Below are 14873 nucleotides of genomic sequence, written 5' to 3'. Positions count from 1 at the left end.
CGGCGTGAGTGCCGGCGATCCTCTACGCGAATGAGTGCAACGTGTCCCACCCCACCGCCATCGGACCCGCGTCCGTCCCCAACGGGCTGTGGCACGCGTGGCGCGCCGAGCGCCATCGCAGCCTCACCTCGCCGACGGGGAACCTCGCCCTCGTGGAGACCCGCTGGCTCCCGGCGGGTGAGCACTCCGACGGGCAGAAGGAGGGCGAGGGGCAGCCGGACACGGTGACCGTCACCGCGCTCCAGCGCACCGACATCGTCACCGGCGAGCCGGAGAACGGCCTGCGCTTCTGGGACGCCGACTCACCGGCCATCCGGCACTTCGACCGCGTCGACGTCTTCCCCTACGATCCGGCCTGGGTGGTGCACGCCACCTATACCCCCGTGCCCGGCGCCCGACGGATCGCCTTCGAGCACCTGCGGGACAACGGCGGCACGCGGGACCTCGTCGTCCCGGGCGACATCACCCTCACCGTGGACGGCCACGAGTACACCCTCAGCGCCTTCGACGACGACGGCACGCTGCTGCTGGTCTTCGGGGACCCCACCAACGGGGCCACCACCTACGGCGCCGGCCGCTTCCTCTTCGTGCAGCGCACCCAGGACGACGACCGCGTCCTGCTCGACTTCAACCGCGCCTTCGTCCCGCCCTGCGGCTTCTCCGATCAGTACAACTGTCCGATGCCGCCGCGGCAGAACCGTTTCCACCTGCCCGTCGAGGCCGGCGAGAAACTTCCTGTCTTCCGCGGCGGCTTCCTCGCGCAGCACTGAATCGCCCGCAGACGCCACGTCACCGCAGCACGAAAGCGCCTTCACCATGAACCTCAAGAAGACCTCCCTCTACGGCACCGCGACGGCCGCCACGCTCGCTCTGACCCTCACGGCCTGCGGCGGCTCCGGCTCCGGCTCCGGCGGGAGCGCAGGCGGCGCCTACGACAAGGACGCGACCGTCAACATAGGCTCGGTCTACGAGCCGCAGAACCTCGACAACACCGCGGGCGGCGGCCAGGGTGTGACCGAAGCGCTCAACGGCAACGTCTACGAGGGCCTGTTCGGACTCACCGACGGCGGCAAGGTGGAAAAGCTCCTCGCGCAGGACTACAAGGTCAGCCCCGACGGGCTCACCTACACCTTCACCCTCCGCGACGGCGTGAAGTTCCACAGCGGCAAGGAACTCACCAGTGCGGACGTCAAGTACAGCCTGCAGAAGGTCATCGCCGACGACTCGCAGTCCGCGCGCAAGAGCAACCTCGAGGTCATCAAGGACATCGCCACCCCCGACGCGCGGACGGTCAAGGTCACGCTGTCGCAGAAGTCGATCTCCTTCGTCTACAACCTCTCGTACGTCTGGATCATCAACTCCCAGGCCCAGAATTTGAAGACGACGGAGGACGGCACCGGCCCGTACAAGCTGGACAAGTGGACCCGCGGCTCGGCCCTGAGCCTGAGCCGCTTCCCGGGCTACTGGGGTCAGGCCGCCGCGAACAAGAAGGCCGTCTTCCACTACTACAAGGACGCGACGGCCCTCAACAACGCGCTGCTGACCAACGCCGTCGACGTGGTCACCAGCGAGCAGTCGCCCGACGCCCTGGACCAGTTCAAGAACAACCAGAACTACAAGGTCAGCGACGGCAACTCCACGACCAAGCTGCTGCTCGCCTTCAACGACAAGGCCAAGCCCTTCACCGACGTCAAGGTGCGCCAGGCCGTGTCGGCCGCCATCGACGACAAGAAGCTGCTGGAGTCGGTCTGGGGCGGCTACGGCAAGCTCATCGGATCGATGGTGCCGCCGACCGACCCCTGGTACGAGGACCTCACCAAGGTCAACGCCTACGATCCGGCGCACGCCAAGCAGCTGCTCTCCGAGGCCGGATACGGCAAGGGCTTCGCCTTCACCCTCGACACCCCGAACTACGACCCCCACCCGACCGCCGCCACGTTCATCAAGTCCGAACTGGCCAAGGTCGGCATCACCGTCACGATCAACACGATCACCCCGGACGAGTGGTACACGAAGGTCTACAAGAACCACGACTTCACGGCGACGCTCCAGGAGCACGTCAACGACCGCGACCTCGTCTGGTACGGAAACCCCGACTTCTACTGGGGCTACGACAACAAGCAGGTCACCCAGTGGGTCCAGCAGGCCGAGGAGGCCGCCACCACCGATGAGCAGACCGCGCTGCTGAAGAAGGTCAACGAGAAGACCGCCGAGGACGCGGCGAGCGACTGGCTGTACCTGTACCCGCAGATCGTCGTCGCGACCAGCAAGCTGTCGGGCTACCCGCTCAACGGCCTCAACTCGCAGTTCTACGTCTACGACATCAAGAAGAAGGGCTGATGGCGCGTTACCTCCTGCGCCGTCTGGTCTTCCTCCTGGTGTCACTGGCCCTGGCGAGCGTGGTCCTGTTCGTGCTGCTCCGCCTGCTCCCCGGTGACCCGGCCAACGCCCTTACCGCGGTGGGCGCGAGCCCGGAGCAGATCGCCGCGGCACGGCACTCGATCGGGTCCGACCGGCCGCTGCCCGAGCAGTTCACCCACTGGCTCGGGCAGCTGGCCCAGGGCGACCTCGGGGCATCCTTCGTCAGCTCGCTGCCCGTCGGACCCGAGGTCGCGTCCCGGCTGAACGTCACCCTCCCGCTGACCCTGGCCGCCTTCCTGCTCGCCGTTCTCATCGCCGTCCCCGCCGGTTTCGTCGCCGCCCACAAGCGGCACACCTGGTACGGGGCCCTGCTGAGCGGTGTCTCCCAACTGGGCATCGCCATACCGGTGTTCTGGCTGGGCATGATCCTCATCGCCGTGTTCGCCCTGAACGCGGGCTGGCTGCCGGCCGGTGGCTTCCCGCCGGACGGCTGGTCCGCGCCCGCCGACGCGATCCGCTCCCTCGTCCTGCCGGTCGTGACCATCGCCCTGGTGATGAGCGCCTCCCTGATCCGCTACGTGCGCTCCGCGTCCCTCGACGTGCTGGGCAGCGACTACCTGCGGACCGCCCGCGCCCTCGGGTCCTCCTTCGGCCGGGCGATGTGGCGGCACGGACTGCGCAACGCCTCGGTCCCGGTGATCTCCGTCCTCGGCATCGAGCTGGCCACGACCCTGCTCGGCGCGGTCGTGGTCGAGTCGGTGTACGCGCTGCCGGGTCTCGGCTCGATGCTCGCCACCGGCATCGCGCAGCACGACTACCCGGTCATCCAGGGCGTGCTGTTCGTCTCCACGCTCGCCGTGCTGGTCATCGGCTTCGTCGCCGACCTGGTCCAGCGGATCATCGACCCGCGGCTGCGCGCACGGCTGTCGGGAGGAGCCCGATGACCTCCGACGTTCTCGAACCCGCCCGGAGCGGGCGGGCGACACGAGCCGGGCGCGGTTTCCGGGGCTCCGCCACGCTCGTCGTCGGCGGTGTCCTGGCCGGCCTGATCGTGCTGCTCGCCCTGGTCTCCCTGTTCTGGACGCCCTACTCCGCCGACGACACCTCCGGCGGACGGCTGACGGCCCCCGGCGGGGGCCATCTGCTGGGCACCGACAAGCTCGGCCGCGACCTGTTCACCCAGGTGATGGCGGGCTCGCGCATCGCCGTCGAGGCGGGGCTGGGGTCCGTGCTCATCGCCGCCGCCCTCGGCCTCACCCTGGGCATGCTCGCCGCCTTCGCACAGGGCTGGCTCGACGACACCCTGTCCGCGTTCCTCGACATCCTGATCGCCTTCCCGACGCTGCTGCTCGCCATGCTCATCGTCGCGGCGCGCTCGGCGACCCTCGGCTCCGCGGTCCTCGCGATCGGTCTGGCGCAGAGCGCCGTCGTCGCGCGGCTGGCCCGCATCCTGGTCAAACGCGTGCTGGCGCAGGACTACATCACCGCAGCGCGCACGTCCGGCACGTCCTGGCCCCGCACCGTGCTCGGCCACGTCCTGCCGAACATCTGGCCCACCCTCGTGGTGAACCTCGCCCTGCAGTTCGGCCTCGCCGTACTGGCCGAGGCGGGCCTGTCCTACCTCGGCCTGGGCGCCCCGCCGCCCAACGCCTCGTGGGGCCGCATGCTCCAGGAGGCGCAGGCCACCTTCACCACTGCCCCCGCCGGGGCACTCGCCCCGGGCATCCTGCTGGTCCTGCTCGTCATCGGCGTGAATCTGATCGCCGACGGGCTGCGGGACTCCCCCGACCCCGCGGCCCGCCGGAGGCGCACATGAGCCTCCTCGACGTACGCGGGCTGACCGTCAGGACCACCGACGGCCGCACCCTCGTCGACGACCTCTCCTTCAGCGTGGAGAGTGGTGAACGACTCGGTCTCATCGGCGAGTCCGGCTCCGGCAAGTCCCTCACCACGCTCGCCGTCCTCGGCCTCCTGCCCGACGGCATCACCGCCACCGGCAGCATCGAACTGGCCGGAACCCAGATCGTGGGCGCCTCCGACAGGCGGCTCACCGCGGTACGCGGCCGCGACGCGGCCATCGTCTTCCAGGAACCGCTCACCGCGCTCGATCCGCTGATGCGCGTGGGCCGGCAGATCGCCGAACCCCTCGCCCGGCGCACCGGCCTGAAGAGAGCCGCCCTGCGTGAGGCCGTGCGTGACGCGCTGACACAGGTGCGGCTGCCCGATCCGGAGCGTGTCGCCCGGGCGTTTCCGCACGAGATCTCCGGCGGACAGCGACAGCGCGTCGCCCTGGCCATGGCCCTGGCCTGCGCGCCCGCTCTGCTCATCGCGGACGAGCCGACGACCGCGCTGGACGTGTCGGTCCAGGCGGAGATGCTGGACCTCGTCGACGCCCTCGTGCGGGAACGGAGGATGGCCGTGGTCTTCGTCAGCCACGACCTCGCCGTCGTCGCCCGGGTGACCGACCGCGCCCTGGTCATGAAGGACGGCCGCGCCGTCGAGGAGGGCACGGTCCGTGACCTCGTCCGCTCCCCTCGCCATGAGTACACCAAGGCCCTCGTGGCCAGCGCGCGGCGACTGGAGTCCGCTTTGGACCTGAGGAGCGCACCGTGACGCCCGTGCTGGAACTGAAGGACGTGACCCTGCGGCACCGGGGCAGCACGGCCGACGCGGTGCGGGACGTCTCCCTCGCCGTCGAGGCGGGGGAGAGTCTCGCCCTCGTCGGTGAGTCCGGGGCCGGCAAGACGACGCTCATGCGCCTGCTGCTCGGACTGTCCCGTCCCACCGCCGGAAGTGTCCACTTCGACGGCGCCGGCCTCACCCTTCGCGACCGGGAGCAGATGCGCCGGTTCCGGCGCAGCGTGCAATGCGTCTTCCAGGACCCCTACTCCTCGCTGGACCCCCGCCGGCGCGTGGGGGCCATCGTGGCGGAGCCGCTGCGCTCCCTTGGAATCGACACACGGTCCGCCGCACTGCCGAAGGCGGCCGCCGCCCTGGAGCGCGTCGGGCTGCCCGCCGACGCGCTGCACCGCTACCCGCACGAGTTCTCCGGCGGACAGCGCCAGCGCATCGCGATCGCACGAGCCGTGGTGTGCCACCCGCGGGTGCTGCTCGCCGATGAGCCGGTCAGCGCACTCGACGTCACCACCCGGGTCAAGGTCGTGGACCTGCTGGCGGAGCTCAAGCGGGAACAGGGGCTCACCCTCGTGATGGTCTCCCACGACCTGTCGGTCGTGGCGTCCCTGTGCGAACGCACCGCTGTGCTGGAGCACGGCCGCGTCGTCGAACAGGGCGACACCGGCCAGGTGCTGGGCCGCCCCGCCCACCCCTACACCCGGCGGCTGATCGACAGCGTGCCGCGACTGCCCGCCTGACCCGGGCGATCGAGGCCCTGGCCGGCCGACTGCCCGCTCGGCCTGTCGTTCAGCGCGCGGCCTCCGCCACGGGGTTCGGGCTGTGGTCGGGGTCGACCTGAAGGGCGGGCCGCCACCCGAGTTCCGGCGCGATCAGGTGTCGTACGTCGTGCAGGATCTGCTCGTACTCCTCGTGACGGAACTCGTACGGCAGCTCGAGGCGGAGTTCCGACACCGACGCGAGCACGGGGTCCGCGGTGAGCCGTTCCAGGATCTGGTCCGCGGTCCCGACGAGGTCCGGGGCGAAGAGGATCCGCCGCGTGCCGATGGTCTGCGGCGCCAGTGTGCGCTGGTGCCGGCCGGCGGCGTAGTCGGCATAGCGGGTCCGGGTGGCGGCGTCGGCACTGTCGAACGGGACGACGACGCGCCCCAGGGCGATGCGTGCCTCCGGGCGGACCGCGTGCGGTGCGCCGGTACTCGGAGAGCATGCGCAGTTGGGCCGAGGTGAAGTCGTCGGTGTCCCCGTCGGCGCTGACGATGTTCCCGGACAGCAGGTGCAGGCCGTGTTCGGCGGCCCAGCGGACGGAGGTGAGGCTGCCCGCGCCGTACCAGATGCGGTCGGTCAGTCCGGGGTTGTGCGGTTGCAGCCGCGGGCGCTGGATGGCACCGGGGGAGCGGATCACCGTGTCCGGGCCGCCCAGCCATCGGCCGCGCAGGTTGTCGACGAGGCGGGCGATTCTGCCGTACGACAGGTCGAAACTGCGCCAGTCCCCGTCGTACACCAGGTCCCCCAGCAACTCGGCGTGCGGCATGCCGGTGCTGAAGCCGGCCTGCAGTCGCCCCTGGGACAGCACGTCGGCCAGCGACAGATCCTCGGCCAACCGGAACGGGCTCTCGTACCCGATGGGGATGACCGCGGTCCCCAGCTCCACCCGCCGGGTGCGCTGGGCGGCCGCGGCGAGGAACACCGCGGCCGACCCGACGCCGTGTTCGAGGTGGCGCTGCCGGACCCAGGCGCCGTCGAAGCCGAGCCGTTCGCCGTACTCGAACAGGCGCAGTGTCTCCTCCAGCCCGGTGTGCGGGTCCTCGTCGTCGAAGTTGCCCGGGGTGAGGAACGCCAGCGAGGTGATCCGGTCGGTGCTCATGCGGGTTGCGTCCTCACGTGGTGGCGGGCTCGGCGGCGGGGCCGGCGGGGGAGGAGGTGCTTCGGCCCGGTATCGCCGCGAGCAGTTCGCGGGTGTACGCGTGGCCCGGGCGGGTGAACAACTGCTCGACGGTTCCGGTCTCCACGATGCGACCGGCCCGCATGACGGCGACCTCGTGTGCGATCTGCCGCACGACGGCCAGGTCGTGCGAGATGAACAGGTACGCCACCTCGCTGCCGGCCTGGAGTTCGGCCAGGAGGTCGAGAACCTGGGCCTGGACCGACACGTCGAGCGCCGACACCGGTTCGTCGCAGACCACCAGGTCCGGCGAGAGCGCGAGGGCGCGTGCGATGGCCACGCGCTGGCGCTGCCCCCCGGACAGCTCCGCCGGGCGGCGGCCGAGGACCGAGGCCGGCAGCGCCACCCGGTCCAGCAGCTCGCGGGCCCGGTCGAGCCGGGAGCGCCGGTCGCCGACCCGGAAGGCGCGCAAGGGCTCGGTGATCACCTCCCCGATGGAGAACCGCGGGTCCAGCGAGGCGTACGGGTTCTGGTAGACGAGCTGGGCCCGGCGGCGCAGGTCTCTGGCCCGGGACCCGCGGGAGTCGGTGACGTCGTGGCCGTCGAACAGGATCTGCCCGGAGGTCGCTTCGGTCAGGCGCAGCACGAGGCGGGCGGTGGTCGACTTCCCGGACCCGGACTCGCCCACCAGGGCCAGGGTCCGGCCGCGGCGCACGGTGAGACTGACGTCGTCGACCGCGCGCAGCGTCCGGGACCCGCCCGCCGCGCGGGGCAGCCTGAACTCCTTGACCGCGTTGCGGACCTCGACCAGGGGCGGTGCCTCGGCATCGCCGGCGGACGGCGCGCGGACGGCGACGGGGCGGGCCGCGCCCAGGCTGGGAGCGCTGTCCAGCAGCCGGCGGGTGTAGGGATGCTGCGGGGCACGGAGGACGTCCCGGGTCGGTCCGGCCTCGACGACCTGGCCCTGGGACATGACGACGATGTGCTGTGCGCGGTCGGCGGCCACCCCGAGATCGTGGGTCACGAGCAGCAGCGCGGTGCCGTACTCCGTGGTGAGGTGCTGCAACTGGTCGAGGATGAGCCGCTGCACGGTGACGTCGAGCGCGCTGGTCGGCTCGTCCGCGATGATCAGCTTCGGTGTGGCGGCGATGGCGATCGCGATCAGCGCCCGTTGGCGCATGCCGCCGGAGAGCTCGTGCGGGTACTGCCGCGCGCGGACGGCCGGATCGCGCAGCCCGGCCTGCTCCAGTACGGCCAGGGCCTCCGAGGCGGCGGTGCGGCGACTGGCCCGGCCGTGGATGCGCAACACCTCGGCGACCTGCTCGCCGACGCGCTTGACCGGGTTGAGCGACACAGAAGGGTCCTGCGGGACGAGGCCGATCTGCGCGCCGCGCAGCACCCGCAGTTCCGCCTCCGTCAGCGTGGTGAGGTCGTGCCCGCCGAACCGGACCGTTCCGGCGTCGATCCTGCCGTTCGCCGCGAGCAGCCGGGTGACGGCGTGCGCCGTGGTGCTCTTGCCGGAGCCCGACTCGCCCACCACGGCGGTCACCTCGCCCGCCCGGACGTCCAGGTCGACGCCCCGCACGGCGTGCACGGGACCGCTGCGCGTGTCGTACGACACCGACAGGCCGCGTATCTCCAGCAGGGCTGTGGTCATGTCCCCATCCGTATGCGTTCGGGAGCGGGTCGCGGGCCGGTTCATCGCTGCTCCGACCATTCGCCGTCCAGGGCCCGGGCGACGCGATTGGTGGCCAGTACCGTCGCGGCGATCACCAGGCCGGGCAGGGCCGTCAGCCACCAGGCGTTGGCCTGGTAGTTGCGGCCGACGGAGATGAGGGTTCCCCACTCCGGGGCCGGGGGAGGCGCCCCGTAGCCGAGGAAGCTCAGCGACGACACGGACAGGATCGCCGTCCCCAGTTCGAGGGTGGCCAGGACGACGATCGGGCCCGCGGCGTTCGGCAGCACGTGCCGTCCCAGCACGGAGTACCAGCGGGCCCCGCAGGACCGCGACGCCTCGACGAAGACGGCCTGCCGCACCCGCAGCACCTCCGACCGGGCCACCCGCGCGAAGCTCGCGACGCCGGCGATCCCGACCGCGAACGCCACCTTCACCGTCCCGTACCCCAGCGCGGTGACCAGGGCCAGGGACAGGAACAGCGCGGGAATGGAGAGCAGCACGTCCACGAAGCGCATCAGGACGTCGTCGACCCACCGGCCCACGAACCCGGCCACCAGACCGAGCAGGCCGCCGAGCACGAACGCCACCGCGACGGCGATCAGCGTTGCCTTGAGGGACAGTTGCGCCCCGTGCACCACGCGGGAGAACAGGTCGCGTCCCAGTTCGTCGGTGCCGAACCAGTGCTCGCCGCTGGGCCCGCGGAAGTTCTGTGAGGGCGTCCCTTCCAGCGGGTTCCGCGAGGTGAACAGCTCCGGGTGGAACGAGGCGAGCAGCACCAGGACGACGACGACCACCGACGCCAGCAGGCCGGGGCGGCGCAGCAGGAACCGCAGCGCCCGCCGCGGGCCCCCGTTCCGCGGACCCGGCGGTGTACCGTCGCCCGGCCCCCCCGGCCGTTCCGGGCCCGGCGCCGCGGGTTCGGCGGCGTCTTGGACAAGGCTCTGGCTCATGCGAAACTCGCCCTCCTGCCCGAGGCCACCACGATGCGCGGATCCAGCAGCGGGTAGACGAGGTCGACCGCCAGGTTCGCCAGTACGAAGATCAGCGCGCCGAACACCACCACGCCCTGGACCAGCGGAAGGTCCTGCGCCGTGACCGCGGCGACCGTCACCCGGCCCAGACCGTCACGGGCGAAGACGGTCTCCACGACCACGGAGCCGGCGACGAGCTGCCCGACCAGCAGCCCCACCACCGTGAGCGCCGGCAAGGACGCGTTGCGCAGCGCGTGCCGCAGATGGATGCGCCGGCGGCCGGCGCCCTTGGCCCGCGCCGTCTCCACGTAGGCCTGGCCCAGTGCCGTGAACAGGCTCTTGGCCAGCACCTGTGCGACCAGTGCGCCGGTCGGGACGGCCAGCGTCACCGCGGGCAGCACCAGTGCCCGCAGCCCGTCGTTGCCGAAGGCCGGGAACCAGCGCAGCCGGAAGGAGAACGCCTCGACGAGGACCAGCCCGACCCAGAATGTGGGAACCGACACCCCCAGGGGCGGCAGTGAGAGCAGTACCTGCCGCAGCCACCGCCGCCGGGTGAAGGTCGCCAGCATCGCCAGTGCGCCGCCCCCGGCGACCGCGAGCAGCAGCGCGGCCCCGGTCAGTTGCAGGGTCTGCGGCAGTGCGTCGGCCAGGGTCGAGGTCACGGGCCGGCCCGTGGAGATCGCGTCGCCGAAGTCGCCGCGCACGGCCCGGCCGAGGTACTCGATGTACTGCTCGGGAACCGGCTTGTCGAAGCCGTACTGGTGCCGGAGCGCCGCGAGCCGGGCCGGATCGATGGCGGCCGAGTCCGCCCCTGCGCCGGCCAGCGCCGACACCGGGTCACCGGGCAGGTAGTCCAGCACGAGGAACGACAGCGTGTAGGCCGCCCACAACACGCCGAGCGCCTGTGCGAGCCGCTTGATCACGTAAGTGGTCATGCCGTCAGCCGATCCAGGTGTCGTGCAGTTGGATCCGGCTGGAGGCGTCGAAGTCGAGGTGGTGCACCTTCTTCGACACGCCCAGTTGGGTCTGCAACTCGACCACCGGGACGGTGTAGGCGTTCCGCACGATCAACGTCTGCGCCTGTGCCACCAGTTGTGCCCGCTGGTCGGCGTCGGTGGCCGCCGCCTGCTGGTCGAGCACCGCGTCCAGCGGGCTCGACGGCACGCGGTAGGTGTTGGCCAGCTTCGTGGAGTACGAGGTCCGCAGGATGTCCGGATCGGCCCGCGTGAGGTTTCCCCACAGCGCGTCGAAGTCACCGGACTGCTGCACCTGGGCGATCTGGGAGATCTGCAGCTCCTTGAGTACCAGCTCGATGCCGGCGGCCTTCAGCTGCTGCTGGATCAGTTCAAGTGCCGGCTGGTTCGTGGCCGCGTTCGCGAACCACTTGACGGTCAGGCTCAGCCTGGTCCCGTTCCTGGTGCGGATGCCGTCCTGGCCCGGCTTCCAGCCGGCCGAGTCCAGCAGGGCCCCCGCCTTCGCGACGTCGTGCGCCAGGTCGGCGGTCAGGTCCGCGTAGTCAGGGGTGGTGTGCGCCAGGACGCTGGTGGCCGGCCGGGTGCCGGTCGGGAAGACCGTGGCGGCGACCTGTTGCCGGTCGACGGCGTACCCGATCGCCTGCCGCACCGTGGCGTCCTCGAGGATCGGCCGGGAGTTGTTGAACCCCAGGCCGAACACGACGCCGGGGTTCGCCCGCCGCTGAAGGCTCACCGGCCCGCCCTTGAGCGTCGCCTCGTCGGCCCTGCCGACGCTGCCGATCGCGTCCACCTGGCCGGACCGGAGGCTGCCGGCCCGTACGCCCGCCTCGGGAACCACCTTGAACACCAGCTGGTCCAGGTACGCCTCGCCCTTCTTGGTCCACAGCGAGGAACCCCACTGGTATCCGGTCCGCTTGGCCAGGGTGATCGACTGGTTCTGGACGTACTGCTTCAGCACGAAGGGCCCGGATCCGACCACTCCCTGGCTGCACCTGTCCTGCGGCGACTTCCGCACGCTCGCCGACGACTCGATCCCCAGCGAGTGCGTTGCCGTCGCCTGGAGGAACTGGGCGTTGGGCGCCGTGAACTTCACCCGCACCGTGGTCGGGTCGACGGCGGTCGTGCTCTGCACACCGCTGAGGTACCCCTGGGCGAGGGTGGCCAGGGCGCCGAGCTTCGGTACGGCGTCGAAGTTGTCCTTGACCACCTGAGCGGTCAGCGGTGAACCGTCGCTGAAGGTGACGCCCGGTCTCAGGTGGAAGGTGAACGTCGTGGCGTCCGGGCTGACGTCCCAGCTCTTGGCCAGCCACGGCACGATCCTGCCGGTCTTCGGGTCCTGGTCGGTCAGGGAGTCGACGACCTGGCGCAGGGAGTAGATGGTGTCGTTGCTGGCGACCTGCTGCGGATCCACGCAGCCGGCGTCGGAACCGACCGCGAACGTCAGGGTGCCACCGGACCTGTGCCGTCCGCCACCGCCGCCGGAGTCACCGGTGTCCGAACCGCAGGCGGTCAGCAGGACGCCGGTGGTCATGAGGGCGGCCAGGGCAGCGGCGGCTCGGCCGGCGCGTGCACCGTGATGAGTTGTCACCGAGGGTTCTCCTACTCGTGTCACCGCGCACCGGCAGCGAGCGAGAGCGCACGGACATGACGCCCCGTCAGGCACGCTGCCGCGACGAGGTGACGCTGTTCAGAGGCTGGGAAAGGGGAAGGAGAAGGCGGGCCCGGCGAGGGGCGCGGCGAACACACCCTGCGGAGGGCGTGGGGTGCGGGTGGCGGCCGGCGCGCGTGCTCAGCCGGCCGGGCGGATCCCGGTCAGCTGTGACACAGACAGCTGGCGAAGCGCTGCAGATCGATGTGGCGTCGCCGCGAGAAGCCGGAGAAGAGCATCGCGGCCGCGAGGGAGGCGCTCAGGTGGCCGTTGTGCCGCATGCCCTGTCCTCCCCCTCTCGGACCCCGTCCACGGAGTCGCGCGCTTGCGGAAGTCGCCGATGACTCCGCCGGGCTTTCACCTGGAGCACCCCGCCGCGTCGGAGGGTTGCCGGTCAGCCAGCCAGGGCTTGACGCTGACGCTCAATGCCGTTTCGGAGCTTACGGAGCGGTCTCGCCGTCCGTCAATGGCGCGAAGCCAGCGGTCCGTTCAGCCTCCGTCGCGACGCCGCCGGGCACCGGGCGACGGGTCAGTGGCGGCCGCAGCCCCAAGTGGGAGCGGAGCGTCGTGCCGGCGTACTCGGTCCGGTAGACGCCGCGTTCCTGCAGTTCCGGGACGAGCAGGTCGACGACGTCGTCGAGGCCGTCCGGGATGCCCCACACCAGCCCCGCGATGCCCAGCGCCGTGGCGGGAGTCACCTGCCGCCGGCGGATCCAGCGCTTCTTCTTCCTGCGACTCGTCCTCGGTGGCGCCGAAGATGATCTCCGTGCCGGGCAGCATGCGCAGGTCGTCGTCGGGTCGTCAGGCCACCCGCAGCCGACGCCGGATGCCTCGGCGAAGGCCGGTGCGTCGTCGAAGTCGTCGCCGTGCGCGGAGAAGACGTCGTCGGCGTTGCGGGCGGCGAAGTCGCGGCCCTCGCCGGAGTCCCCGGCCGGACATGGGCGTCCCTTCCGAGAGCACGGCAAGCCGGCCGGGAGCGCGACGCGCGTCCCGGCCGGCCCGGGTGGGCCCGTGGGACGGCTACTTCTGCCAGCCCACGGTCTCCGGCAGGGGAGTGCCGAAGATGGTGGCGCCGACGTTGGCGAGGCCCTTCTTCACGGCGTAGATGGACGGTCCGCTGAACAGGGGCAGGAAGGCGTACTGCGCGAGTTCCTTGCGTTCGATGGCGTTGGCCTGGGCGGTCTGCCGGTCCGGGTCGGGGATCGAGGCCGCGGCGTGGATCGCCTTGTCCAGTCCCGGGGTTCCGGCGCCGGTCAGGTTGGAGTCGCTGTCGGTGCCGTAGAACTGGTAGAGGTAGCGTGCGCCGAAGGGGTCCGTGGAGCGGTTGCCCGACAGGAAGAGGTCGAAGTCCCGGTCGCCGAGGATCTTCGCGAAGTCCGCTTCGTCGGCCTTCTTGATCTCCAGCCGGATGCCGACCGGCTTGAGCATCGCGGCGAACGCGTTGGCGGTGGCCTTGTCCAGAGGGTCGTCGCCGAGGAGGGTGTAGCCCACGGTGAGCTTGGTGCCGTTCTTCTCGCGTATGCCGTCGCCGCCCGGCTTCCAGCCGGCGGCGTCCAGGGCCTTCTTCGCGTCGTCGGGGGCGTAGTCGATCAGCGGGGAGACGTTGTCGCTGTAGCCCTTCTGGAAGCTGAAGAGCAGGGCCGAGCCGGGAAGCGGTTCGGAGTAGTCGAGGCCCTGGAACTGGATCGTGGCGATCTGTGCTCGGTCGATGCTCTTCAGCAGGGCCTCGCGGACGTGGACGTCGCCCAGGACCGGCGACTTGGTGTTGACGTAGAGCGAGTACTCGAAGGGGCTGCCGCCACGGCGGATCTCGGTTCCCTTGACACCGCTGATCTGCTTGAGGCCCTCGGCGCTGCCGGTGGCTGCGTAGTCGACCTGCCCGTTCTTGAAGGCGTTGAGCGCGGCGTCCGAGTCCAGGTTGACGTAGATCCGCTTGTCGAGCTTGCCCTTCCTGCCCCACCACTTGGGGTTGCGGACGAAGGTGAGGTTGCCGCTCTTGGTGTCGAGCGTGCCCACCGTATAGGGGCCGGCGCCCCATTCGGGGTGCGCTTTCTTGACGTAGGCGTCGTTGAAGGCGCCGACCGTGGCGGCCTTGGGGTGCAGGAAGGTCGTGAACAGGCTGGACCACCAGGGGTCCACACCCTTGAACTCGATGATCGCCTGCTTGTCGTCGGTGCCGCGGGTGACCGAGGTGATGTTGCGGTAGCCCTCGGTGTTGCTCGCGTTGTAGTCCTTGTTCGTGCCGTTGTTGGCCTGCCAGGTCGCCTTGACGGCGTTCCAGTCGATGGGGGTGCCGTCGTTGTAGGTGGCCTTGGGGTTGATGGTGAGCACCACCCGCTGGTTGCCGCCGGTGGTGGTGACCTTGACGTCGCTGAGGTAGTCCGGGTTGTACTGCACGTCGCCGGTGGGGGAGTAGGTGATGACGTCGGGGTTGTACCAGAACCAGATGCGGGAGGCGGTGAGGGTCGCGTTGGCGTTGAACGGATTGCCCTGGTCGTCGAAGGTGCCGGGGGTGGTGTAGGTCCCGCCGTCCTTGATGTTGTCGTACGGCTGGGGGTTGTAGTCGACCTTCGCCGAGGCCACGGTGGGTGCCGCGGCCTTGCCGGTGGGCTTCCCGGCGCCGGGCGTGCCGGACCCGGAGGAACTGCAGGCGGTGGCGGCCAGCGCGAGGGCCGCGACGAGCGCGGCTGTGGGGGTGATGTGCGATCGCATGGGGGAGTGGTTC

At 70.8% G+C, this 14873-nt stretch carries 14 protein-coding genes and 1 riboswitch; of the genes, 6 read left to right on the top strand and 8 right to left on the bottom strand.

The window, feature by feature from the left end:
* Positions 1–41: 41 nt before the first annotated feature.
* The 6 genes from ACIP98_RS34765 to ACIP98_RS34740 are packed head-to-tail and all read left to right on the top strand — an operon-like array spanning position 42 to position 5735.
* Positions 42–770, top strand: coding sequence for a DUF1684 domain-containing protein (locus ACIP98_RS34765; RefSeq protein ID WP_401979955.1), 729 nt, complete (start codon positions 42–44; stop codon positions 768–770).
* A gap of 46 nt (positions 771–816) precedes the next feature.
* The gene (locus ACIP98_RS34760) at positions 817–2340 is read left to right on the top strand and encodes an ABC transporter substrate-binding protein (RefSeq protein ID WP_401979953.1); all 1524 of its coding nucleotides are present in this window, start codon (positions 817–819) and stop codon (positions 2338–2340) included.
* Positions 2340–3305, top strand: a complete 966-nt coding sequence (locus ACIP98_RS34755; RefSeq protein ID WP_319661009.1) for an ABC transporter permease — start codon at positions 2340–2342, stop codon at positions 3303–3305. Before ACIP98_RS34760 ends, ACIP98_RS34755 begins: the two co-directional genes overlap by 1 nt.
* Positions 3302–4177: an ABC transporter permease gene (locus ACIP98_RS34750; RefSeq protein ID WP_401979950.1), complete on the top strand. Its 876-nt coding sequence runs from the start codon at positions 3302–3304 to the stop codon at positions 4175–4177. The genes ACIP98_RS34755 and ACIP98_RS34750 overlap by 4 nt, the downstream gene beginning before the upstream one ends.
* Positions 4174–4974, top strand: coding sequence for an ABC transporter ATP-binding protein (locus tag ACIP98_RS34745; protein WP_401979947.1), 801 nt, complete (start codon positions 4174–4176; stop codon positions 4972–4974). The genes ACIP98_RS34750 and ACIP98_RS34745 overlap by 4 nt, the downstream gene beginning before the upstream one ends.
* Complete coding sequence (locus ACIP98_RS34740) at positions 4971–5735, top strand: ABC transporter ATP-binding protein (protein ID WP_401979945.1); 765 nt, start codon at positions 4971–4973, stop codon at positions 5733–5735. The genes ACIP98_RS34745 and ACIP98_RS34740 overlap by 4 nt, the downstream gene beginning before the upstream one ends.
* On the opposite strand, the gene ACIP98_RS34735 is transcribed toward ACIP98_RS34740, so the two are convergent.
* The 8 genes from ACIP98_RS34735 to ACIP98_RS34700 all read right to left on the bottom strand — a co-directional run bounded on the left by ACIP98_RS34735 (position 5690) and on the right by ACIP98_RS34700 (position 14860).
* Positions 5690–6859, bottom strand: a complete 1170-nt coding sequence (locus ACIP98_RS34735) for an LLM class flavin-dependent oxidoreductase (protein ID WP_401979944.1) — start codon at positions 6857–6859, stop codon at positions 5690–5692. The genes ACIP98_RS34740 and ACIP98_RS34735 overlap by 46 nt on opposite strands.
* Positions 6860–6872: 13 nt before the next feature.
* Entirely contained in the window at positions 6873–8534 is a 1662-nt protein-coding gene (locus ACIP98_RS34730) for a dipeptide ABC transporter ATP-binding protein (protein WP_401979941.1), read from the bottom strand.
* 41 nt (positions 8535–8575) lie between these two features.
* Positions 8576–9505, bottom strand: a complete 930-nt coding sequence (locus tag ACIP98_RS34725) for an ABC transporter permease (protein WP_401979938.1) — start codon at positions 9503–9505, stop codon at positions 8576–8578.
* On the bottom strand, positions 9502–10461 hold the full coding sequence (locus tag ACIP98_RS34720; RefSeq protein WP_319661001.1) for an ABC transporter permease: 960 nt from the start codon (positions 10459–10461) through the stop codon (positions 9502–9504). Before ACIP98_RS34720 ends, ACIP98_RS34725 begins: the two co-directional genes overlap by 4 nt.
* Before the next feature lie 4 nt (positions 10462–10465).
* Complete coding sequence (locus ACIP98_RS34715; RefSeq protein WP_401979984.1) at positions 10466–12031, bottom strand: ABC transporter substrate-binding protein; 1566 nt, start codon at positions 12029–12031, stop codon at positions 10466–10468.
* Positions 12032–12312: 281 nt separating this feature from the next.
* Positions 12313–12429, bottom strand: coding sequence for a putative leader peptide (locus tag ACIP98_RS34710; protein WP_319661000.1), 117 nt, complete (start codon positions 12427–12429; stop codon positions 12313–12315).
* Positions 12430–12464: 35 nt separating this feature from the next.
* A riboswitch (SAM riboswitch) is annotated at positions 12465–12578 on the bottom strand.
* A gap of 10 nt (positions 12579–12588) precedes the next feature.
* On the bottom strand, positions 12589–13113 hold the full coding sequence (locus tag ACIP98_RS34705; RefSeq protein WP_401979935.1) for a hypothetical protein: 525 nt from the start codon (positions 13111–13113) through the stop codon (positions 12589–12591).
* A gap of 55 nt (positions 13114–13168) precedes the next feature.
* Entirely contained in the window at positions 13169–14860 is a 1692-nt protein-coding gene (locus ACIP98_RS34700; protein ID WP_319660998.1) for an ABC transporter family substrate-binding protein, read from the bottom strand.
* Positions 14861–14873: the final 13 nt, after the last annotated feature.

The sequence above is a fragment of the Streptomyces sp. NPDC088354 genome (assembly GCF_044753585.1).
In the GTDB taxonomy this organism is placed as follows: domain Bacteria; phylum Actinomycetota; class Actinomycetes; order Streptomycetales; family Streptomycetaceae; genus Actinacidiphila.
The sequence above is the reverse complement of the archived record's forward strand: the minus strand, read 5'-3'. Positions and strand labels throughout refer to the sequence as shown.